The following is a 23,152-nucleotide window of genomic DNA, read 5'->3' on the forward strand; positions in this document are numbered from 1 at the left end:
AGCAAAATACATATATCCTAATTGGCGATCACATATTTAATGAATGTGATATTTAACCGGTGAATTTTAAAATTTAAGTTTTCTTTATTCTTCTCCAAATACATATTTTCGAACAATAGTTTGGGTAACCGGTTTTAGCTTTTTACCATTAGTTGGATGATTTCCGGACATATTAAAGAACTCTATATGTCCTCCTGTCTTATCGTACCATACTCTAGCTTTGCTATTATCGTCAAAGAAATGATAATTTGTATCCACTTCAATTTTTCTGAAATTATTAATTGTTTCATCATTTCTTATTTGATATTTAAGATTTGAAGCTTCATCACAAACTACAGCTTCGTAATGATTTTCTTTCCAAATCATACAATCTTTTTGTTGCCAATTGACGCTGAAATAAAGTAATATCGAAGATGTAATCGTTATGCTAATTGTGATAGCTATCTTAATTCGATCCCAAATTGGTTTAAAATCTGGTGGAGGATAACCAATAGGTCCTTTTACTATAACATAATCAACAAAAGGAACTCTTTCTAAATAGCTTAAATCACTTGGTTGATTCTTTTTGAAATGCTTTTGTGAATCATACCCCAAATAATTTAGAAGTTTATTTATTAATGAATCCGAGGGGATTTGTTTTTTTCCTTGATTAAAATAATAATTGTAATAGTTTATAAGTGTTCTAGAGTATCTATGCTCATCAATTGGTCTTCCATTTTCATTTTCATTTATCTCTTCTGATATGAACTTTGCTAGAGCATTCTTAGAATTAGCTAATGGATTTTTCTCATATGCTTGTATAAATGCTAAAGCTACAATTTTCTTGAATTCCTCCATGAATTGTTGATGTATACCTATAAAAGTAGGAAATTTCATGGAAATCTTATTGTGGAAAAACACATTGAAAGCTTTACTATTACTGGTTTCAATTAAAATTCCATAAGACTTCCATTCTATTTCCAATTATTACTGAAATTATTTTTGAAAATTGCGGTATCGAATTGGTAATCATCCTTTTCCGTACAACTAGGATAACTGTACAAAACCAATTCAAAACCGGAAATACGAGATAGGATCGGTAAGTTGATCCGAGAAGTACAACAAGCTTTTTCTGTCTTTGTCTTTCCAAACCATACTTCTCAAAAAAAGAAAAGGCCTTTTCTCATTTAACGCGCCATAATCTGGCAATAATCTTCTGGATTCAAAACCAGAGAGTGGCGCTATTGTATAATTTTTTTAAAGAATTTAAAATGAGAAAATCATATATAGTGCTAGCAATAGCCGCTTTCAGTTTATCAATAATTTCATGTACAACCTCAAACCTTGCCGAAGAAATCGGTATCGAAGAATCAGCTACCGAAGGTGAGGATGGAGATCCAGCAGAGGAAAATGATGATTAGATAAATATTATAATCGTAAAAGCCGTGCAAGTTTGTACGGCTTTTTTTATTTTAGAGTATGATATTTATTAAACCAACTTTATTCTTATTAGTTTCTACCTTCTTATTACTGAGTTGTACTTCTAATAACATTAATAAAAATGCTAAAGAGGAAATATCAATTATACAAGACAGTATTTTTTCTTACTACTCAAAGGCAAAAGACAAAACAAAATCTACGGATAAGAGACTATTCTATCTTAACAAGTCTCAAACACTAGCCTTAAAACATAAAGCAACCACTAATCTAATAGATATTTATTCTCTAAAGAATTCCATTTTTTACAGTATAAAATTAAACGATAGTAGCCTTATTTATGCAAGAAAAATGCTGGAAACCGCTATGGCAGAATATGACACTATAAAACAAGGCAAGGCATATAACAAACTAGCTATTTATCATAAATCACAATATATGTTTGATAGTGCTTACTATTACTTTAATAAATCTAAAGAAATGTATTTATTAAAAAATGATAGTGTACAAATTGGTAGAAGACTTTATAGTTTAGCCAGAATTCTTGTTGATGATGATGACTATTATGAAGGAGAGCGGTTAACAACTGAAGCATTACCGTTTCTTGAAAATAAAGATAGCCTATACTATTCCAGAGCTTTAAATACTATTGCTTTAAGCTTAAGAGAACAAAATCTATTTATCAAAGCACTCGAATATCATGATAGATCATTACAGTATGCAAAAAAAGAGGATGATATAATTATATTTCTAAACTCAAAGGGGGTAACATTAAAGAATTCCAAAAATTACTTAGGAGCAATTGATGTATATAACGACTTGCTTGACAAGATTGATCGAAAAGAAAGTCTACAAGAATACATAAGAACATGGGATAATAAAAATTTTACAATTTGGTTATCCGACAACAACAAAAATCTAGAAAAAGAACTGTTAGAAGCCTTCAAAATCCGAAATGATCATGGATTTATTCAAGGTTTAATTGCAAGTCATGCTCATTTAATGAAATACTATGAAAAAAAGGATAAAGTTAAATCCTTGTTGCATGCAAAATCTTTATATAAATTAACGGTAGAACAAAACAACATTGAAGATAGACTTGAAGCCTTGTCTTTTCTTAAAAAACTTTCTCCTTCTTCAGAATATATTGCTTATGACAAAATTTATGATAAACTCTACGATAGTATTAATAAAGCCGGAGCAATATCCCAAAATAAATATGCAGCTATTCGGTATGATTCAAACAAGGAGAGAGAAAAAGCTTTGGTTTCTGAAACACAAATTAAAGAGAAAGGTTTACAACTAATTGAAGAAAAATCAAGAAGAAACATTTTTATACTCTTGTCTTCTCTCCTATTAATTACAATTGGGTTTATTGTGTTCAACTGGCAACAACGGATAAAACTTGCTCGTATTAAAGAACGTCATCATACCAATAAAAGACTTTCGAAAAAACTTCACGACGAAGTGGGCAATGATCTCTATTACCTTTTGTTACAATTAGAAAAGGTATCTGGATTTAAAAATAATCAGGAAAATCTTCAGATCCTTAAAGGATTTGATCAGGTATATCATAAAGTAAGAGATTTCTCAAGAGATCATAAAATAGAAACTGGAGAAGAGTATGGAGATGAGCTATTAGCATTATTAGATTCGTATGGAGATAACAAAACCAAAGTAATTACTAGTGAATTGGAGCCTAGCTTTTGGAATGAAATAGCTCCGATAAAAAAAGAAGAACTGTATTGGGTTCTTAAGGAACTACTTACCAATATGAAACGGCATAGTCAAGCCAACATAGTTGCCATCACTTTTGCCAAAGAGAAGAGAAAAATAAAAGTAAATTATATTGATGATGGTATCGGTATAAATTTCAGTAAATCCGCTTCAAAAAACGGTCTGGTTAATGTGGAAACCCGCATGAAAGACATTGGAGGAACTATTACTTTTGATTCAAAACCGGAAGAAGGTTTTAAAGCAACAATTGTTTTTAGCCCCTAATTTGAAGAACCTATGTTTACAAAAATTTTGATTGCAGAAGATGAAGACAGCGATAACTTAGGTATTGTTTCTGCTATAAAAGATTTCACCCAAGCACAAATTGACACCGCACAATTTTGCGATAAAACCTTGCTCAAAATAAAGGAAGCTCTACGAAATAACACTCCATATCAGTTACTCATCAGCGATCTTTCTTTTGCTTTAGACTATAGAAGCCACAAAATAACTACAGGTAAAGAGCTTATCAAAGAAGTAAAAAAAATACAACCTGAAATTAAGATCATTGTGTTTACTGGCGAAAAGAAGCCTGCTGTTATTAAATCTTTTTTTACTAATCAAAAGATCGACGGATATGTTTGCAAAGGACTGTATGGTCTACAAGAACTATCCAAAGCAATAACATCGGTAAACGATGGCAATACTTATACTTGCCCTGTTTCTAAAGATGCCTTACACCAAAAAAATGTACTACAACTTAATCAATACGAGGTACAATTATTAAAACTACTGACACAGGGATATAAGCAAGATGAAATAAGCCTTCATTTTGTTGAAAACAACATCACTCCAAATAGTAGGCGCTCCGTAGAAGATAAAATACGAAAACTACGAGAAGACTTCAATGCCAAAACGAATATACAATTAGTCTATTTGGTGAATCAGTTAGGGTTAATTGATTGATCTACCAATGTTTTTAATTTAACACTCTGCCTTTGTGATTTTCCACAGGGGATTCTTTTTTGATCGAGGTAATTTTGAGGTATTATTAATCTTAAATCAAAAAATAATGGCAGATCCAAAATTTAAAATTCATAAAAGTAGTAATGATCAGTTTTATTTCAATCTACATGCTGGTAATGGTCAAGTTATTGCGTCTAGTGAAATGTATACTTCCAAACAAAATTGTGAAAACGGAATCGAATCTGTAAAAGAAAATGCTCCAAAAGCGGAAATAGAAGATCTTACTTAAAAACTATTTGGAATTCGTATAAAGCTTGTTATGGGGTAACGGGCTTTTATCCAGACCTGTCAGGTTTTAAGAATCTAGCAGGTCTTTTGTTTTATAAAATAATTATGGTCTGTGGAAACCCACAAGGGATTGGTTTTGGATCATGGTAAGTTTGAATTCTATTAATGTTAAAACTTAATTAAATGAAAAGATACTATGTTAACGATAATCAACAAGCTAATGGAGATCATGAAGTCCATGATGAAAACTGCCCTTATCTCCCGTTAATAATTAGTAAAACGAATTTAGGATATCATAACACTTGTGAATCAGCTGTAAGAAAAGCAAAAGAGAAGTATCATTCTGCAAATGGATGTTATACTTGTTCATATAGATGTCATACAAGTTAAATAGAAAAAGTATGAGTCTTCTAAAAAGCGCTATTAATCAAGTTGGAAGAGATCTAGGAAAAGTAGTTAGTAACTCTATATTTAATGATAATCATGCAAGCCCATACAGAAGAGTAATTAACAAGACAAATGCAGCTAATAACTCCACAAGATTTAAAACTGAATTTGACAAGGCTATTGATTTCCAAACCGGGCATAGACCTAGCACATTAATTGCCAAAATTTCCGGAGTATACACAATTATCAAAAATGAAACGAATCAGTATTTATCTGACGGCTATCTAGATACGAATGAGAGTGATTTACTTTTTGAAATGATCGATAGATTCAACAAAAAGGTTGATGACATTTGTGATCTTTTAGAAATTGATGAAGACTCTTTTCATAAAGAGATTAATCAGCTTACCAAAATTGTAGAAAAAACAAATACACTTTTTAAAGAAGCACTTCAACTATCTGCTAAGGGTTGTCAATATAGAAAACTTGAACATATAGAAGAAGCAGATCGAATAGAACAAATAGGCTTCTTAAAATATGTTGGATTAAATCTGATCTGGATGGGAAACTATGGGAGAGGAAAGCAAAGATCACTAACGAACACAATTCTAGCTAATGTAGCCGATATCCTCACTTGTACATGGCCGTTAACAAGGTCATATTTACTTTTTGAGGGGATACTCACTTTCTCAAAAGAAAGTAATCGCAGAAAGACCTTAAAAAATGCTCATTTAAGGCTTGCTCAATTAGAAGAAAAAAGAGCTAGAATTTATTTAACAATATGACCAAATAATTTATAAATGAAAAAAACATTGATAATACTAATCGCAATTCTGACTTCAAATTGTTCAACTCCTAAAAAGAAAGAAGAATCAACAAGTATATCACTTGATTACAAAATATTGAATGAAAAAATTATGGATAATACTGCTTCTTCAAAAAAAGTAATAATAAATCTTATCATCCATGATACAAATAAAAAAATAGAACTAGTTAATGATAAAATGGTTAAAAATCTTCTGTATTCAATTTATAATAAAAAATCTAAGGAAATTGATCTCCCAATAACCATTGGCATCTACGTCTATCTATCAAAAGAAAAGGCAGAATCAGGAATGGCCCAATGGTTAGGGATGCTAAGCAAAAGTTATACAGAAGATAGTCCTCGTATAAATATTAATGAAGCCCAATTAAAATATGTAAACTCAAAACCCACTATAAAATATGGTCTTGCAGAAAATAAACGTAAAGAAATTTGGGGTTTAATGATTAAATCTGAATACAGGGCGCAAAAAGATGCAGATAAAACATACCCATTAGATGATCCAAAAACCATTAAATCAAATAGCAGAAAAAATATAGATTTAAATGAAAAATTGATTGAAAAATACAAAATAGAGCTTGCAAATCAACTTAAACTAGATATGGCAATCTTAGACTCTATTGGAATAGAAGGATTAGAGTATGGATGGACATTTCCAAAATATTAAACTGATAACAAAATGGACTTACAAACCCAACTCAAAGCATTAGCCGATAAGATCGAGCAGCTTAAAGATCAAATAGAAACCGAAGAATCTACCAAACATGCATTTGTATTACCTTTTATTAATTTGCTTGGATATGATAGCTTTAATCCTACTGAAGTTGTACCAGAATTTACTGCAGACTTGGGACTAAAAAAAGGAGAAAAAGTTGACTATGCTATATTTCAGAATAGAGAACCGGTGATGATCATCGAATGTAAAAATTGGAAAGAAGATCTAAAGGTGCATAACTCACAGTTGGCAAGATATTTTCATGTTACCGAAACTTCCTTTGCTCTGCTTACCAATGGTATAGAATATAAATTCTATACAGATCTAGATGAAACCAATATCATGGACGAAAAACCTTTTCTTGAATTCGATATTACTAAAGTTAAAGATAGTACTATCCAGGAAATTGCAAAGTTTCATAAATCCAATTTTGACGTTAATAAAATCTTTGATAATGCTAGTAACCTTAAGTATTTGAAGGAAATAAAAAAACTGATTGGTGATGAATTACATGAACCATCACATGACTTTGTTAGGTTATTTGCTTCTCAAGTTTATTCTGGTCGTTTAACAGAAAGAGTAATGGAAGATTTTAATGATATCGTTCATAAAGCACTAAATCAAACGGTCAATGAAACCATAAATGACAGACTAAATGCAGCCCTCAACAAAGAGGCAGAAAAACAGCAAGAAGAAGAATCCGAAGAAGTAGAAGAAATCAGTAAAATAGTCACTACAGAAGAAGAGTTAGAAGCATTTCGAGTAGTTGTTGCTATACTTCGACGTAAAATAGCTAAGCATAGAATTGTGCATAGAGATACTCAATCTTACTTTGGGATTTTACTCGATGACAATAATCGCAAGCCTATTTGCAGATTGCACCTAGATGGCTCTAAAAAATATATAAGTCTTTTTGATCAAAACAAAAACACGCAACGTGAGCAAATTCAGTCAATAGACGATATTTATGAGTATGAGAAACAATTATTACAAACTATAGATTATTACGAACAAGAATAAAATGTATTCCTATGAAAAAACTAATACCCCTATTCTTACTAATCATTGCATCTTACCAATGTAACTCCCAAAGTGTAGAGGCAAGTCTTTACCTAAGAGAAGAATTAGTAAAACAAAGAGATGATCTATTAAAAAAGGCACAACAACTACAAGTTCGAATTGATGCTATTGATAAAAAGCTGGGTAATAAGCCGGCATCTACACATACGGTTCAATACTTAACCAAAAGTGCTACATACAACAATGGTAGTTATACAAGATCAATAGAGAAGCAAAGCAATAAACAGTATAAATCTAAATCTACAAGAACCTACCATCGAGGTCCTCGTGGTGGTTGTTATTATATAAATTCTAATGGTAATAAAACCTATGTAGCCAGAAGCATGTGTAATTAATTACTTAAAATCAATACCTTTAAGTATCAGAAAACTAATGATATGACCAAAAACTACTTTGTCTACTTATTAATTCTAGTTGCATGTTTCTCCTTTACCTCTAGCGATAAACTCCCCAACGAATTCTTCGCCAAAGTTATAGGGGTAAAAGACGGAGATACTATAGAAGTTTTATTTAAGAAAGACCACATTATCATTAGATTAGAGCATATCGATTGCCCAGAAAAAAAACAACCATTTGGTCAGAAGGCTAAACAATTTACGTCAGACTTTTGTTTTGCTAAGAAAGTAAAAGTGATTAATAAAGGAAAGTATGATCGGTATAGACGACTTATTGCCACTATAGAATATAAAGGTAAATCGTTAAACAAAGAATTAGTTAGTAATGGGTATGGGTTACACTTTAAAAAATACTCAAAAGATTCCTCCTATACAATTCTTGAAGAACAAGCAAAGCTTCAGAAAAAAGGAATGTGGTCACAGGAGAAACTAATTGAGCCATGGTTATACAGAAAAAGAAAAACAACAAAAAATAAAAAAACACTACAGTAATTATATGATACCAAAAATACGTCAAAATGAAAATAATACTACTATTTTTAATAACCTTGTCCTCTTCCTCTTTTTCTGTTTATGGTCAAAATAATACTTCAGACCAACAAAAAAAGGAACAAAAAGTATACATCTGCAATAGTACAACGAGTAAAAAGTATCATTATTCAAAGGATTGTAAGGCATTGACAAAATGTAATGATACTGTTGTCCCAATTAACCTGAGAAAAGCCAAATATGTTTATGGAAGAACCATATGTGGTTTCGAAACACATAAGGAAACTTCAAAAACGCAAAACTAAATTTTAGCATAAAAAATACCTCCAACAGTTGTTTATGACTGTTGGGGGGTGTTATTACATATATACAATCCGGCTACCCGGTTTCTGAGCCTGCTAAAGAACACCCTTCGAGAGTCTCAGGGTTTGTAAACGAGGGTTCAGGCTCCCGAAGTCAGGCAGGTTCTGCACGCGTCTCGAAGCAAAGACTTATATCTGTATCATATCTTCAAGAACGCAACACCTTCAAATACCTATCACTATGCCACTTCTCCTCTTTCTTTTATATTGAATAATATATATGGGATGAGTAAGAGGAACACATAAAACCAAGACCAAATTTGATCATCTATGAAAATTCCGGTTCCTATTTTTACTTATCATAATTTCTTATATTTTCTACGTAATAATGATCAAAGTCTGGAGGAGTATTTTTGAAAATCGATGTATCCTGTCCCGGCACTCTAGTTTTCTGAAATTCTCTTAACTCATCAATATCTATAATTCCTAATAAAACAACACTATTTTCTCCTCCTTTTAGTCTAAGAATATCTTTTGATGCTGTCTTAGATGGCTTGGTTATTCTTGAATCTCCAAAATCAGAGCTATTCGCCTGAACAAAATAACAATGAACGTCTCTTGAAACTGTTTCAACAATATTTGAAAAATAGTTAACATCTTGATTATATTCTGAAGCAAACAAGATATCTACTTTTGATTTAAACAGAGCTCGATGATTAATATCCGCTAGTTCATAACAATTGTAATTACTAAAATGTACATTTCCCCAGACGAATAAGTTATACAATGATTTTTCTAACAAAGGAACTTTTTTCCCTTTATTAATTATAGTTTGCGATTCATGAGGCGAATAATGATTTTTCAATCTTAAATTAATGACGACATCCTTTATGCCGTTATGCTCTAAAGGCAATATTGTTGCCAGTAAATTGTAACAAACATCATTTATTCGAATATGCTCTAAACCAGCTATTATTGCTCTTTGCTTTCTACGTGCTTGGTCTGCTAATAAGGGTAACCATCTGTAAGGAACGCTTACCTCAGGTAGAATTAGCATATCAGCTTTTACCTTCTCTGTGTGGTTTAATAAATCGATAAACTGTTTTCTTCTTTCCTTACTTGTATTTGGTTGACCAAATAATGAGCTTGCTATATTGGCTTCTTCTACCTTTATATTAGCCACTGCAATTCTTAATTTATTTAGGATTTTTTTTGATTTAGGAATAATTAATTTGTTGTAGCCTAATTCATTTGACTCATTTCTAAAGCCCTCTTCTATTTGAAAATAATAATTTTTTAGGTTACTACAATGTGTTTGTGTTTGTTCCTCGCTTTTTGAATTATAAAATCCATTTCTTTGTGTATAATTAACATTGAAAAAAGTGTTGAAGCTCGTATCATATATTGATTGATCAAAGTCTTCGAAAAATCTTGTATTTGGATCCTTAGATTTAAGAATAAGGTTCCGAAGAAGATCGATACTGTTGAACTCAAACAGATATATAAACCTCGGAGCATACTTTAATTTTTTTTATCAAATTCAAAATCATTTTCCTTAAGGGTTATCAAAGTACTTCTTAAATAATCGTATTTAATAAGGTTGATTTTTTTACTATTTGTAAGATTTAAATAATTTAATAAGGGAACAACAACAAAACTGTTCCTCAATAAGTTTGAGATAATATACTCATTTTTTAAAGTAAAAACTTTTTGATGAAAACTCTGATTCAACCAATCAAATCTAAAATTCTTACACCTATCTTCCCACCAATTTTGATCGACAAAAGAAGGATTGAGTGAAGTAGCAAGAGCGCAACAATTCATTAAATATTTGCCTAGATAGTTTTTTACACCTGAAATAGTTCTTTTGTCCAGAACTCCAGGATTCTTTGGAACTATAGTATCAATAGAAGTTACAGTTTCCTTAAAAAACTTCCAAAATGCATCTTTGTCATTAATAATTACAAAATAAGTTAGCACTTTTTCCCAAAGGTTTGAGAACTCTAAATTAACTACTCCCTTAAAAAAAGTAAGTATTTGAACTGTAGTTTTATCATCTTTTTTATGATCTGAAAGCAAACTAACCTTAATTCTTTTAGCTAAAAAAATTGAAGCTCCGTATTTGCTCTGTTTAATATCTGTAACACTGCGCAACTTATTAATAGTATCAGTATAAGTTAATTCATATACGTTTTCATCAAAATCATCATTGATATCAGTTTCGTTTGGTAGAAACCAAAACGCACTTGAATTCTGCTCTATACGCTTTTTAAACATATCAAGAACAGCTTGGGATTCTCTACTCTCAAAAGAATAAATGGTGATTTTGTCTTTTTGAATTTTTATTCGCTCATTATTTTTAAAATGATAACTAATTTTCGATTTTTCACATTCATTACGACCTTCTTCTTTTTTAAATCCAAATATCCCTCTTTCGACAAAAAACTTATTTAGAAACGCCTCTAATGGTGATTCAAACTCATTTTTGTTAAAGTCTTTTTTTATTTTAGTATTACTCAAAACAATCAGAATATCATCCACGTACCTACCGTAGTAAGCTGGAGATAACTCTTCTTTAATTTTACTATCAAAATCCTTTAAGTACCAATTAGCTAAAATCCCTGATGATAATATGCCTATTGGCATTACCGTTTTAGAGTCTTTCGGGTACTTTTTTTGATATGCCTCATTAATTCTAAAAATCATTGGGGTAAACAACAACCTATCTGTTCCTAGACCATTAGTAATTCTATTATGAAGTGTTTCTTGGAGTCTGGGATCAAACTTAATATTATAATAATATTCTTTAATATCTAAAGAGAGTATTACAACGTCGGTATCATTTGCAACAATGTTTTGAGCTAGATCGACACCTTTATCCCTCCATTTTTGGTATTGATCAAAATATGGTTTGAAAAGTCTTAAACCGTCAACAACATTTCCATTTTCTGAATTTAATTCTAAGAAATAGGCGTAATTATCTTTACTGTAATCTTTATGTAATACATAACCTTCTTTTATAATCCAAAGCATTGATATCAAATGCAATTCTATTGGCCCAACAAAAAAATAATTTACTTTTTTAAGAGGATAGTTTTTTTCAGAGAAATTATTGCTTATAATATTATCACCATAACCAAATTGTTCTCTACAAAAGCTTTTTGGCGCTATGAAGTATGTAATATCATTTAAAAGTCTTTTAAAATAGCTTTCTTTAGTTTTTGGGGCATTTAAAAACTTCACTAGGTTTTCGAGTCTAAGATCAAAGTCGTTGCTTGATTCAAACTCCGCAAGTTGTTGTCTTAATAGTAAAGAAAAATTATCATAGTAAACATAGCTCTTTAATTTTCTGTATGCTAGATCAATATCTTCTCTTTTAAATCTTTTCATAGGCTATATCCATTTAACAGTTACATTTCTTTATTTGCCGTATTTAAGATTTTGGCACAAGATTTTTGTTCTTTAAAACTTATTCATGTTTGAAAACACTAACCTAAGGGATATTTTTAATTTGTATTTACGGAAATCCACATCCAAAAAAATTCCATTCCATACAAACTCCCCTCGACCAACAGTACACCCCAACAACCCTCCCCCACACATTTTTATCGACCAACGGCACTCGGTAGCTACTCCGTATAGGTAGGTGACCCTCCCGCGCACTAGATGTATCGACCAGCGGTATGAGGTGACACGTCCGCACAGGGTAAAAAGAAGCCCGCACATTAAGGCGAGGCGTCCGCGTGACGCGGAGAGCCCAACCCAGTGCGCGGGCCAGTGGTAGTAAGCTTTTAAAAAATATGAGAACTTAAAAAGTTTTCAATTCGGACAACCATCAACCATCAACCATCAACCATCAACCATCAACCATCAACCATCAACCATCAACCATCAACCATCAACCATCAACCATCAACCATCAACCATCAACCATCAACCATCAACCATCAACCATCAACCATCAACCATCAACCATCAACCATCAACTATGAACAAGTCTCACCTACGTCGGTATCGGTTTATATAGCCTTTGTAACGCTCTGGATCTTTTCTAAAGGCATATTTACCCGTATCTCTAATCTCATCCATGGCTTCTTTAAGGTGGGTAAACGCACGGTCACGAATGTTCTTGGCTTTAGAATTGTCCAAAGTTGTACCATTCGCTTTGGCTAATAATTCGGCCAGGCTGTCTGACTTTTGCTCAGCGACATCAAAGCGCGATAGGTCATACTTAATTGCTTCAAATTCGGTAAGACTTCCTTTTCCCAGCACGCTAATATCCATCAAATCCTGGATCATATCGGCATTACCATCGCCTCCTGCAATAGTGCGTACCCGCCCTAATAGATCCAGGCGTTTTCTAAACGCAAAACGCATATCGGCCAATAGATCGTTTCTAAATTCATAGGCTTTGGGTGACTCTTCTCTCCAGGCCTTGGCAGCTTCTTCCTGGCTATAACGTTCTTTGTTCCAAATGGCTTGTGCATATCGGCACGCTCCGGTACGTATTGGTAGATCGATTATATATTTGCTCCAATCTAACCCTATACTAACTAGTACTTGTTTATCTTCTTGCGCCCAAACAAATAGGTCTTCGGCTTCTTGTGTAGTGATATCTACGGGTTGTGATGGTGCTTTAACTAATTCTTGTGGTATGTTTTCTAATTCGGTTAGTTTCTTTTCAAAATTCTGTTTGGACATACGTATTATATATTTATGGTTTATACTTGATATTGGTTGTGAGGTGGCTTTTTTGGAAATAGCGAGTAACTCTCCCTTCGACTCCGCTCAGGGTTCGAAAAAGCGGGCTGAGCGGAGTCGAAGCCCAGATAATGCTTAGTACTACTTACCCTTCGACCCTTCGAGGACCTCAGGGTCCGCAGGGTTCGGATACGAGGGCTGTACTTCGACGGAGCTCAGTAGCCACGGAGTCGAAACCCGGCTACTACAGAAACAACAAAATCAATAATTAACATAGATCATTTTTGCTTCGTGGTCCAACCCAGGTTCGTTATAGTCGATCACACATACATAAGAGCCCACAGGGACCAGACTGCCTTTATGGGTGCCATCCCAGGCATCGTTGGGCCCGCCATAATGGGCACTGAATAACAAGCGTTGGCTTAGATCGTATATCTTGACCACGTTGTTCTTATAGTCTTCAAGGCCCTTGATTATCAAGTTATCAGCAATGCCATCACCGTTGGGGGAAAACCCTCTATTGAAACCTACCAGAGCATCAGACCCGCATCGCTCTGAGAAGGTCACCGTACCTACGCTTACCTGTTGTGCCGCCATGTTGGGTAAACTGTTTATACCCATAGCTATATTAGACGGCACATCTATTATAATATCACCATCACAAAGTGATGTAGCTACAATGGTAGCAGTATATGTCGATCCACTACCGGTAAGGGCACTTACCTTGGCATTGGTAATTTGAATATCGTTCACCTCAAAATCTGTAACGTCACCATCAAACGTAATGCTTACTGTAAAGGGATTTAAATGATCAATACTTTGTGGTGCATCAATGGTTGGCTGAAAAGGAGCGCTGCCATCTAAAGTAGATTTGAATCCGCCCCACCCATTATCTTCATAAACTTGCATCCTACCTGTAGGCACTACAAGTTCAATTTGGTGACGGTTTGCATTGGCAAAAGCAGTTGCATGGAGCACTGGCGGATCATTGGCCTCTACGTTCACCAAGACAAGATCGGGGTTATTATAAAAGGCATGGCTATCTATACGTTCTACACTGTTCGGTATGGTAATCGCTGTCAATTGGTTGTTACTAAATGCTCGTTCCCCAATACTGGTGACACTGGATGGAATCTCAATGTTGGCTAGTTCTTTATTTTGAAAAGCATTTTCTTTGATTGCGGTCACTATATAAGGCTCTTCACTATGATCCACTGTTTCAGGAATGCTCACGTCTTTGGCCATGCCAATATAGTCCACCACCATGACTTCGGTTCGAGAAGTAATTCCGTATTTGATGTTATCAACGGTAAAGATTTCGTTGCTGATAGATCTGAATCCGTGCCACCCATTATCTAAATACTCCTGTTTCTTGCCAGCGGGTATGACAAGGTCTATTTGGTCACGATTTGGATTTGTAAAGGCATTCTCATGGAGCGATGGAGGATCGTTAGCCTCCACCGTCATCAAGTGAAGGTCTGGATTATTCTGAAAAGCATATAGATCAATGCTTTTCAGACTACCCGATATGGTCACCTCTGTCAATTGGTTGTCGAAAAAGGCTTGGTAACCAATATGTTCCACATTTGCCGGTATAGTAATCTTTGTTAGTTTATTTCGGGAAAAGATCCACTGTTCAATCCTGGTCACACCATCGGGTATGATGACCTCCGTCAATTCGTTATGTCCAAATGCCCGTTGCCCGATACTGGTCACACTTTCTGAAATCTCAACACTGCTCAATTGGTTTTGCCAAAATGCATCTTTCCCAATACTTTTAACATTGCCTGGTATGTCTACCTCGGTTAATTGATTATATGCAAAAGCAGACTCTCCTATATAGGTCACACCATCAGGTATATCAACATGGGTCAATTGGTTGTCTGCAAAAGCACCTTCTCCGATCTTGGTAACACTTTCGGGAATTTGTACGGTGTTTAATGTTCTGTCAACTGGTTCCGGTTCATCCGTAAAACTCCTTGAATCTGTATTCCGCATAGCATTATCCCCTATAGCCGTGACCGTATATATATTGTCATTCTCACTGTTTGGGAGGTAATGGACTTCTGAGGGGATTTCTACATGACCTCCGGTAGGAACTCCGCTAAGGCCTATATAATTTTTGAGCTTTACTTCATTGGGGGATGTCGATGTGACTTCCCATATAAAGCCACTATTATTGTGTTCTTGTCCAATAAGCGAAAAGATGTCATTAAAACCTGTCCACCCTGCATCTTTATAAGCTTGCACCCTACCCTTGGGCACGATCACCTTTATTTTGTCGTGACGTTGTGGATACTGAAAGGCATCTGCATCGAGCGTCGGTGGTTCATGGGCCGTCACTGTCACTCGATTAATATGCCGTGTATAAAAGGCACGGGACCCAATACTTTTCACAGTCCCCGGTATCACAACCGTTAACAAATTTGGATCTAGAAAAGCATCATCACCTATAGCGGTCACCGGATAGGTACCCCCATCAATCTCCACCGTTGGAGGAATGGTCATATTAAAGCCTACGCCAATATTGCCAATCACTGTTACTTCGTTTGGAGTGTCAATAATTCCGTATATAACGCCATCCAAGATAATGGCTCCAGAGGTGATGCTCATAAAACCTAAGTCCTTCCAGCCTGCATCTTCATAAGCTTGGATACTAACAAAGGGAACCACAAGGGCCATTTTTCGGGTAGGGCCCTGTGGAGTATTAAAGGCTGTTTCATCAATTTCTGGTGGTGGATTGCCTTGGGATCTCACAATGAGGTCTCCGTTCCCAAAAAAAGCCCCGGGCCCAATATATTCCACATTGGCTGGTATGGTCAGCTCTTCTAAACCGTTGTTACCGGAAAAGCCCCACCTCCTGATATGGGTGACACTGTTCGGTATGTCTACCTCGGTCAATTTATTGTTGGTAAAAGCTCCAAGTCCAATAGTGGTCACTGTGTTGGGAATGGTGACATGGGTCAGCCCTTTTCCTATAAAAGGTCGAATAACACCACCCTGAAAAGTATCTGTATCCTCACCAATGAGGGTCACTGCGTAGGTTTCACCATTATGAAGGACCGTTTCGGGGATATCCACCTCTGTGGCCGAACCCTCATAAACCACGATCCTAACTTCGGGTGTAGTGATTGAAGTAATTTCGTATTTAATAGCATCAACCGTAAATTGATCCCCTACATTTTGGCCATATCCAGCCAGGCTCATCCATACCATAATAATGGTGGATATTATTAATTGTGCTTGATTTTTCATGTTAGAAGGGTTTTTATTATGAACTTTTGAATATTATTTCATAACAAAAGAGAACCATACAATAGAAATATCCAATAATTGGTGTCCAACCCTGTTAAAAACGGGATGTTATATAGTGTTTTGGGGACAATGGGAATCTAGTACCCCATCCGTTTGATGGTTTGTTTAATATCGATATGATGTGAAGTGTGGGTTTTATGTTTTGGGGGTGGTAATTCGACCCTTCGAGGGCAACATTACCCTTCGAGAGCCTCAGGGTACGGTTTCTCGAGGGCTGAGGCTCTCGAAGCCCGGCAAGCTCAGCACATATCTTGAAACCCGGATGGATACTAATTCAAATCAACATTCAAGTTCTAAATTCACCCTTCGACTCCGCTCAGGGTTCGAGATATCAAGACCCCGCAGCAACAGCCACTACCTGTGGTTGAGGTTGTGGATTGGTTTCTTTTATAGATTCTTTTGGGAGTTCCCTTGTTAACCAACCGCTTCTTCCTGCGGTGGCGATGGCATATGGTGTTATCCAAAATAGTGTGAATGCAAAGAACAAACTATATGGGTATGCCCAAAGGGATTCTGCGGCATTGTGTTTCTTGGCATAAAACAACGCCTGGATACTTGAGAATATTAATATACTGGCAAATGTAGACGTAAAGAATAATAAAGGATAGGTGAGTATAAAAAAGAACATCAATAATAAAGCAGGGTATGCCATGACCATTTTTAACCACTGATTCAACAATAAGATTCGGGCTCCTAATTTTGATCCTTCTCTAAAATCGGTAAACGCAAAACGACTCATAGCGATGTTCTCGCGAATATTACTTCGCTCCCATCGTATAAACATCTTGTACAGGTTCTTATATTTTTCGGGAGTATTGGTATACACCAGAGCATTGCGTTGAAAGAATACCTTATACCCTTGTTTTAGTATCATGTTGGTCATCGCACGGTCCTCACCTATTTTAGAAACTTGTCCCAAAAAGGTCTGGGTGATCCATTGTTCTAAACAATTAAAAACAGCTTCTCTACGATAAGCAGAAAGGGCTCCTGGAGTACATAACACAGAACCTATGGTACTTTGTGCAGAACGGATAAACTCAAAACTAAAGGCAAAACTCACATTCAACATACGTGGGATGAGGGCTTTTTCTTTGTTTAATACACGTACGTTTCCTGCTACGGCACCGCACTTTTTATTTTTTACAAAAGGTGTGGTCATTACTCGTAGCGTATCCTCATCTACTATAGAATCACTATCTACCGTAACAAATACATCACCAGTACCTAACTTAAATCCACGATATAGGGCATGTCTTTTCCCCATGTTTTTGGGTTGTTGGTAGATCGCCACTCGATCGCCTAACTCGTCTTTGGCTTTGCACATCCATTGCCAGGTATCATCCTTACTACCATCATCGATAGAGATGATTTGTAGTTTTTCTACCGGGTAGTCGCTGGCTACCAAGCTCTTTAGGGTTTTATATACCAATTCTCCTTCGTTATAGGCTGGGACGATTACCGTACAAGAAGGCAGCTCTTCATCAGATACTGAGTTCATGGGTCTGTATCGAAGGTATAATCTGAAAATAAAGATCAAGAAAGCAACTTTGAGAGTAAGTAGTGTTAATCCAAGGATCATTAAAGCAATACCTGATGGGGTATTCATTCTTTCCAGGCGAATGGCTTCAAAATATGGATTTAAGAAATAAAATAAAGAAACGGCTCCAAAGAGTAATACAAAAGTACCTAGCAGTAGGAAGTTCGGAGAAGCAGTTGAAACAAATTTAATGATACGGTTGGTTAATCTAGTTGGATTTGGTTTTGATCCCATGATGTGTGTTTTGGTTATTTCCTCCTCAGCAAGACCAATATTGATACCATTTTACCGCATCCTTGAAAAACAAGGGATTATGAATTATGCCCTTTTCAAAAGTGTTGATATTTTACACACATTAGGTGTAATTTCCCCACTTTTTGGGGACACTTCCACTTCCACTTCGACTCCGCTCAGTGTCCGTTTCATACTCGTACGCTGAGCGGAGCCGAAGTGTACATTTTCTCTACTCATACACCAAGCCGTATACTGAGCTTGCCGAAGTGGGAGCCGAAGTGCACATTCCCTATTCGTACACTCAACCGTACACTGAGCTGCACACTGAGCTTGCCGAAGTGGGAGTCGAAGTGTACATTTCCCACATAAAAAAAGAGATAATCATAATAATTATCTCCTCTTTCTGGCATTGCACCATGACCTATGTTACTTTAACGTTGCGTTGTATGTTGATGACTACTGGGGTATGTAGCCCATCTTTTAGGGGTTACTACTTTATAAACTTTATTCTTTTCCTATTTGCGCATGGCATATCTGGAAGCGCCAGGTAACTCACTTATGAAATTGAAAATGTTAGACATACTAATTCCGAAAATATTGTAAAAATTTCTCATGACGGTTTACTTTAAATTAATAATTATTTGCACTGACTGTATTATTTATTGAAGGTATAATCTGGGGCATCTGGTGTTTGAATTATCAAACGAACTATACTTAAAATACTTATTCCGAATATATTGTGAAAGTTTCTCATAACTACATCTTTTTTTGTTTCCTTGTAGTAAAGGTACCACCAGAATACAGTTGTTTTTGTAGTTTTTCGACGAATGGTTTTCTCGGATAGTTAAATGGTAAGAAGGCTTAGATTAATGAATCTAGCGATATTAAAAGCAATCTATAATCTCCTAAAAACACTCAGTTATGCGCTTTTACCATTAGATTTGCTTTCGGAAGTATTGGTGATTTCTTTGGCCCAGGCAATCGCCTCTTCCAAATTATCGAAACTTTGGAAGGTACTACGCATAAAGAGTTTTTCGATCAACGAAGTGATAAAGCCTTTTCGAGAATAAGTAACGATGGCGTATCCTTTTAATTTATAATCACTTTTGAAGAATTTAATCCAGTCACTGGGTTTTACCGAATACGAATGTACGCGATTGGCAATAAGCACCAGGTTCTCCCCTTTTTGATCATACAACTCGCTTAGTTCCTTCACCACGGGAGCAGCATGGTCGTCCCAGGTGTAAACCACTCCTTCTTTGATTTCGGAAACAATATAAGTGCTAAACATGTAATAATCCCCCCAGGGGTATTCTAATATTTGTATAGCGTCGTGATAAAAAGAAGAGTCTTTTACAAATCCCATAGTACAATCATTATATCATTCAAAACATGGTTCAAAGCCTTTGAACTACAGAGAAGAATTAATTGGCTTCAAAATTACTGATTAATTCTTTCTAAAACCAAGGAAAAAGCCCCATTTCTCTAACTTAATTTTTCAGTAATAATCTGTTTCTTTGTACTATAGAACCAAACAATAGTTGATCAATGATGCAAAAACACCACAACCAAAAATGGTTTACTTTTATTTTAATCTGTACCGTTTGTTTTTTTCTTCCTGTTCGCAAAACAAGAGTTCTTTTTCTAAAGAAGATTTGGCAGCTCAACAGGCCTTTATTGATCTTATTGATTTGACACACCATACAATTGATAAGACTGCACTTATTGATTCGATACGTACCATGAAACTCCCTGCAAAAGAGCAAATCGTTACATCCTATGAGACTGGTGGTTATGTAGACAAACACATTACTATTAGTGAAGAAGAACGACGTATCTATATGTATCACGATATCATTGCGCTTATTAACGTAAGAGCAAAACAGTGTTTTCTGCCCTCGGTGGATCATAATTTTAATGCAGGAGATTTTATATATAACATAGAACATTGTTTAGGTGGATTGTATCCAAAAATAAAAGATGATTTTTGGGCCAAATTCACCAAAGGGTATCCCATTGATAGCCGGATATTTTCTGAAATAAATACACTGCTGGCTCCACATGGTGCAGAAATGGGGATTGTACATCTGTATGATGATCAGTTTTATTTTATCTTTTTTGAAACCAAAAACAAACCCAAAGTATATGCCATTTTTGATCGTCTAGGTCTTCAAATCGGAGATCAAAACACGTTTTTTAAAGATTTTAAAAGAGATTAGCGCCCTTTTCTCTGATCTTTCTTCCCTTCTCATAAAATAAATCTTGAAAGAATTGGTTATCAATATATAGGAGTTCACAACCAAATCTAAGAAACTATGAATAAGCTATTCACTTTTTTAGGTATTGTTCTTATCACTTCCATGTTATTGTACTGTTCTAGTGACGACAACGCTACCCCAAACCCAGATCCCGATCCAAATCCAACCGATGCTACCACAACCTTGATTAGTACCCTAAGTGTACCTTGGGAAATCCTATGGGGGCCCGATAATTTTCTTTGGGTAACCGAGCGTAACGGACGCATCAGTAGAATCAATCCCGATACTGGTGAGCAACTAGAACTCATTCGTATTGCAGCAGTAGAACAAGTGCAGGAAAGCGGATTGCTAGGTATGGTATTACATCCCAACTTTGATTCGAATCCTTTTGTATATGCAGTATACACCTATCAAAGTGGTAATAATTTGTTAGAACGTTTGGTACGTTTTACCTATGCCAATAATACATTGTCTGATGAAACTACACTTTTGGATAATATCCCTGCCGCAGGTATTCATAACGGATCACGATTGATGATCACCAATGATCTACATCTTTTGATGACCACAGGAGATGCCGGGAATACCAGTTTATCTCAAAACTTAAACTCTCTAGCCGGTAAGATTCTAAGAATTAGCCTAGACGGAAGTATCCCAACCGATAATCCTTTTACCAACAGTTATGTATACAGTCTAGGACATAGAAACCCTCAAGGCTTAGTACGACATCCTAACGGAAATATCTATAGCTCAGAACACGGTCCACAAAATGATGATGAAATCAATAGAATTGTTGCCGGAGCCAACTATGGCTGGCCAGAGGTGATGGGTGTTATTAATACTCCAGCCGAAGAAGCCTTTGCGGCAAGCACCACGGTGACCGAGTCTATTTTTAACTGGACACCAACCATAGCACCATCAGATTTAGCGTTTTACACAGGAACTGCAATCCCACAATGGACCAACAAGTTTTTGATGACTGTGTTGAAAGACCAAAAAATTGTTGCTCTTACACTAAGCGATGATGGCAATACGATCACAGAAGAGGAATCCTTTTTTACAGGAACCTTTGGAAGGCTACGAGATATCGCCATATCACCCGGTGGAAGAATTTTTATTGCTACCAATGGGGATTCTTATGGAGATACCAGTGCCACTCATCGTATTATCGAGATCAATAGTATTCCCTAGTCGTTATACCAAATAACAGCTCAGTTGTAAGTAAGTAGAATAAATTTTATAGCTTTAGAACATAATTCATCTAAAACCATCGCTATGAAATTTCTTTTACCTCTAATCTGTTGTCTGTGTATACAATCTGCTGTTTATAGTCAAAATACTGGAAAATCAGCTATAAAAGATGCAATTACAGTTCGCAGAACCTATATAAATATCTCTGCAGTTTCGGGAGAAGTTATTGACTCTATTAATAAAATTGAAAATAGAGCAGAAAGATCTATATCACTAAAGAAAGATATATCTCAAGAAGATTTCGATAAGTTATGCAAGAACTTAAAATGGGTCAAAAAACTCGATATACCTTATCTATCAAACATTACTAGTTTTAAGAGCATTTCTAATTTAACCGCTTTAGAAGAAATCTCTATAACCAATAGAAGATACAATAATTCGGATCGGGTATCTTTCGATATGAAACTTTTGTCTAATGCACAACATCTAAAAAAGCTTAAGCTTTCAGGTTCAGCATTTACGAACATCGAAAGTTTGACTTCTTACAATAACATCGAATTTTTGAGCCTAAGCTCTTTAGATTTAGAACAAATAGCGTTTTTAAAAGGTATGTCAAACCTTAAAAAGCTTTTTATTTCTGGTGGCAATAAAAGATTAATGGATTATTCACCAATTGATAGCCTACAAGGCCTTGTTACTTTAGACATTTCTCAAAATGCTAACGCGAATGCCAATTCTTTACAATCTATAAGTTCTATCAGTTCATTAGAAGAAATGAGTATGTTTGGCATAAGTGAATTAACTTCTTTAGATTTTCTTAGTGGTAATGCAAATTTAACCTCTGTAACCATTAAAGCATGTCATAAACTTACCGATATCAAAGGACTTAAAGAAAAGACAAAACTTAAAAAAATAAACTTACGCGATAATACTAATCTTGTAGACATTACTCCACTACAAAGTGTGACTAATCTGGAAAGTTTACGTTTGGATCAAACCGCTGTAGAGGACTTAACTCCGTTAACAGATTTGACTAAATTAGATTTTATCGACTTATCAAATACCAAAGTCACTTCGGTAGCATCTTTGGCAAAGGCTCCGGTACTAAGAGGTCTGATCCTAAAAAACACAGGTGTAAGTGACATTTCCCCTTTAGCTAACAAAAAGACCTTAAGACAACTTAATATCGTAAATACCAATGTAGAAGACGTTTCTTCACTAAATGGTAGTCATGAGTATTTATCATTATATGTTAACTCTAATTTTGATCAAAATCAACTTGACGAATTAAAAAAGGCCATACCTAAGCTAAAAGTCAGAAAATAATAACGATCAACAG

At 35.1% G+C, this 23,152-nt stretch carries 20 protein-coding genes; 13 read left to right on the plus strand and 7 right to left on the minus strand.

What is annotated here, in order from left to right; genetic code table 11:
- Window positions 1-84 precede the first annotated feature (84 nt).
- Window positions 85-876, minus strand: coding sequence for a hypothetical protein (locus AC0L3Q_RS13460; RefSeq protein ID WP_473280022.1), 792 nt, complete (start codon window positions 874-876; stop codon window positions 85-87).
- Window positions 877-1,250: 374 nt separating this feature from the next.
- On the opposite strand from AC0L3Q_RS13460, the gene AC0L3Q_RS13465 reads away from it, so the two are divergent.
- The 10 genes from AC0L3Q_RS13465 (at window position 1,251) to AC0L3Q_RS13510 (ending at window position 8,580) form a co-directional block, all read left to right on the plus strand.
- Window positions 1,251-1,400, plus strand: a complete 150-nt coding sequence (locus tag AC0L3Q_RS13465; protein WP_473280023.1) for a hypothetical protein — start codon at window positions 1,251-1,253, stop codon at window positions 1,398-1,400.
- A 58-nt stretch (window positions 1,401-1,458) separates the two neighbouring features.
- The gene (locus AC0L3Q_RS13470; protein WP_473280025.1) at window positions 1,459-3,417 is read left to right on the plus strand and encodes an ATP-binding protein; all 1,959 of its coding nucleotides are present in this window, start codon (window positions 1,459-1,461) and stop codon (window positions 3,415-3,417) included.
- Between the two features lie 12 nt (window positions 3,418-3,429).
- Window positions 3,430-4,098: a response regulator gene (locus AC0L3Q_RS13475; protein WP_473280027.1), complete on the plus strand. Its 669-nt coding sequence runs from the start codon at window positions 3,430-3,432 to the stop codon at window positions 4,096-4,098.
- Window positions 4,099-4,204: 106 nt separating this feature from the next.
- On the plus strand, window positions 4,205-4,387 hold the full coding sequence (locus AC0L3Q_RS13480) for a YegP family protein (protein ID WP_473280029.1): 183 nt from the start codon (window positions 4,205-4,207) through the stop codon (window positions 4,385-4,387).
- A 400-nt stretch (window positions 4,388-4,787) separates the two neighbouring features.
- Window positions 4,788-5,558 carry a hypothetical protein gene (locus AC0L3Q_RS13485; protein ID WP_473280031.1) on the plus strand — a complete coding sequence of 257 codons (771 nt, stop codon included), beginning with the start codon at window positions 4,788-4,790 and terminating at the stop codon, window positions 5,556-5,558.
- 15 nt (window positions 5,559-5,573) lie between these two features.
- Window positions 5,574-6,263, plus strand: coding sequence for a hypothetical protein (locus AC0L3Q_RS13490; protein ID WP_473280033.1), 690 nt, complete (start codon window positions 5,574-5,576; stop codon window positions 6,261-6,263).
- 12 nt (window positions 6,264-6,275) lie between these two features.
- On the plus strand, window positions 6,276-7,331 hold the full coding sequence (locus AC0L3Q_RS13495; protein WP_473280035.1) for a type I restriction endonuclease: 1,056 nt from the start codon (window positions 6,276-6,278) through the stop codon (window positions 7,329-7,331).
- A gap of 11 nt (window positions 7,332-7,342) precedes the next feature.
- Window positions 7,343-7,726 carry a hypothetical protein gene (locus tag AC0L3Q_RS13500; RefSeq protein ID WP_473280037.1) on the plus strand — a complete coding sequence of 128 codons (384 nt, stop codon included), beginning with the start codon at window positions 7,343-7,345 and terminating at the stop codon, window positions 7,724-7,726.
- Between the two features lie 42 nt (window positions 7,727-7,768).
- Entirely contained in the window at window positions 7,769-8,278 is a 510-nt protein-coding gene (locus AC0L3Q_RS13505; protein ID WP_473280038.1) for a thermonuclease family protein, read from the plus strand.
- Between the two features lie 26 nt (window positions 8,279-8,304).
- The gene (locus AC0L3Q_RS13510) at window positions 8,305-8,580 is read left to right on the plus strand and encodes a hypothetical protein (RefSeq protein ID WP_473280040.1); all 276 of its coding nucleotides are present in this window, start codon (window positions 8,305-8,307) and stop codon (window positions 8,578-8,580) included.
- Window positions 8,581-8,929: 349 nt separating this feature from the next.
- On the opposite strand, the gene AC0L3Q_RS13515 is transcribed toward AC0L3Q_RS13510, so the two are convergent.
- The 6 genes from AC0L3Q_RS13515 to AC0L3Q_RS13540 all read right to left on the minus strand — a co-directional run bounded on the left by AC0L3Q_RS13515 (window position 8,930) and on the right by AC0L3Q_RS13540 (window position 19,730).
- Window positions 8,930-9,760 carry a carbon-nitrogen hydrolase family protein gene (locus AC0L3Q_RS13515; RefSeq protein ID WP_473280042.1) on the minus strand — a complete coding sequence of 277 codons (831 nt, stop codon included), beginning with the start codon at window positions 9,758-9,760 and terminating at the stop codon, window positions 8,930-8,932.
- 338 nt (window positions 9,761-10,098) lie between these two features.
- Window positions 10,099-11,967, minus strand: coding sequence for an RNA-directed DNA polymerase (locus tag AC0L3Q_RS13520; protein WP_473280044.1), 1,869 nt, complete (start codon window positions 11,965-11,967; stop codon window positions 10,099-10,101).
- 609 nt (window positions 11,968-12,576) lie between these two features.
- Window positions 12,577-13,278 (minus strand): hypothetical protein, encoded by a 702-nt coding sequence (locus tag AC0L3Q_RS13525; protein WP_473280046.1) that lies wholly within the window; start codon window positions 13,276-13,278, stop codon window positions 12,577-12,579.
- Between the two features lie 261 nt (window positions 13,279-13,539).
- The gene (locus AC0L3Q_RS13530) at window positions 13,540-16,533 is read right to left on the minus strand and encodes a leucine-rich repeat protein (RefSeq protein WP_473280048.1); all 2,994 of its coding nucleotides are present in this window, start codon (window positions 16,531-16,533) and stop codon (window positions 13,540-13,542) included.
- 391 nt (window positions 16,534-16,924) lie between these two features.
- A complete protein-coding gene (locus tag AC0L3Q_RS13535) occupies window positions 16,925-18,364 on the minus strand; it encodes a glycosyltransferase family 2 protein (RefSeq protein ID WP_473280050.1) in 1,440 nt (479 codons plus the stop codon).
- Window positions 18,365-19,283: 919 nt separating this feature from the next.
- Window positions 19,284-19,730 carry a hypothetical protein gene (locus tag AC0L3Q_RS13540; RefSeq protein WP_473280052.1) on the minus strand — a complete coding sequence of 149 codons (447 nt, stop codon included), beginning with the start codon at window positions 19,728-19,730 and terminating at the stop codon, window positions 19,284-19,286.
- A 208-nt stretch (window positions 19,731-19,938) separates the two neighbouring features.
- Between AC0L3Q_RS13540 and AC0L3Q_RS13545 the strand changes: the two genes are divergently transcribed.
- The 3 genes from AC0L3Q_RS13545 to AC0L3Q_RS13555 all read left to right on the plus strand — a co-directional run bounded on the left by AC0L3Q_RS13545 (window position 19,939) and on the right by AC0L3Q_RS13555 (window position 23,139).
- Window positions 19,939-20,583 carry a hypothetical protein gene (locus AC0L3Q_RS13545; RefSeq protein ID WP_473280054.1) on the plus strand — a complete coding sequence of 215 codons (645 nt, stop codon included), beginning with the start codon at window positions 19,939-19,941 and terminating at the stop codon, window positions 20,581-20,583.
- 96 nt (window positions 20,584-20,679) lie between these two features.
- Window positions 20,680-21,813, plus strand: a complete 1,134-nt coding sequence (locus tag AC0L3Q_RS13550) for a PQQ-dependent sugar dehydrogenase (RefSeq protein ID WP_473280056.1) — start codon at window positions 20,680-20,682, stop codon at window positions 21,811-21,813.
- Between the two features lie 84 nt (window positions 21,814-21,897).
- Window positions 21,898-23,139: a leucine-rich repeat domain-containing protein gene (locus AC0L3Q_RS13555; protein WP_473280058.1), complete on the plus strand. Its 1,242-nt coding sequence runs from the start codon at window positions 21,898-21,900 to the stop codon at window positions 23,137-23,139.
- The last annotated feature ends 13 nt before the right edge of the window (window positions 23,140-23,152 follow it).

This window comes from Aquimarina sp. KJ22-3, assembly GCF_055808215.1.